Annotated in this window: 1 protein-coding gene; it reads left to right on the forward strand. The window is 46.9% G+C overall.

Features of this window, described 5'->3' with window-relative positions:
* Nucleotides 1-329 (forward strand): VOC family protein (locus AC1DLB_RS31005; RefSeq protein WP_477786402.1); only part of this gene is annotated, 329 nt, incomplete at its 5' end.
* Nucleotides 330-930 lie beyond the last annotated feature (601 nt).

Consider the following 930-nt stretch of genomic DNA (forward strand, 5'->3'; position numbering starts at 1 on the left):
AAGTCATGATGACCTTCGGCGAAACTCCGGCTCGCGACCATGTGCCAGCGGACTGCCACAACCTGATCATTCATACGCGCCTGTTGGTCGGGGATCAGTCGATCATGGGGTCGGATACCACACCCGATCGCCCCAGCGCCGGCATGAGCGGTTGTTCGGTGTCATTGAATGTCGACCGTGTGGTTGAGGCAGAGCGAGTGTTTGCGGCATTGGCGCAAGGCGGGAGTATTCAAATGCCATTGGAGACGACGTTCTGGGCGGCACGCTTCGGGATGCTGGTCGATCGGTTTGGCGTGTCATGGATGATTAATTGCGAAAAAGACCAATGACCGGCTCTCCCCTTAGACTAATACTTAAGTATAATGGCCATCTGATATCATTCTTAGCTTTTTGTATTCAGTAACTAGGTAGAATAACTACACTGCTCACAAATTCAGCTCTTGACATAAAATATTACAAATATAATGCAAAWGGAGTAAATTAATATACCCCCGCTCTCATTTGCCCTAAAAAGAGGCGACAGTTGAACTRGCGCCTTTCGAGCGCGCACCCAAACTGCCATAGAAGACCGTGGAATATCCTTATAAATCAACTCCAGAAATCAAAAATGCGGACTTCCGCACAGTTTATACGCAAGACTTCTCTGTGATGCCTCGTTCTGTAGCCCGATCCGCGGATCAGCCACGCTTCAGTGTTGATCATAGAAAAGTCAACCTAGAGGGCCTAGTCCGACGCAAAGGCGCTCACCTACTAAATCGGATATCAAAAAATCAAATTGGCTAAAGCCTCCACAGTTGGCTATGTCATTGATTCAACTGAAACTACTGGCAATGGAATGGCACCTGCTGACAAGCTCAAAATGTTATAAAAAGTCAGATAATTTCAGTATTATGTGTATTAAGATTGCAGCGCCAGCACATATGAGTAATT

Source organism: Pseudomonas sp. 05N434 (genome assembly GCF_056396965.1).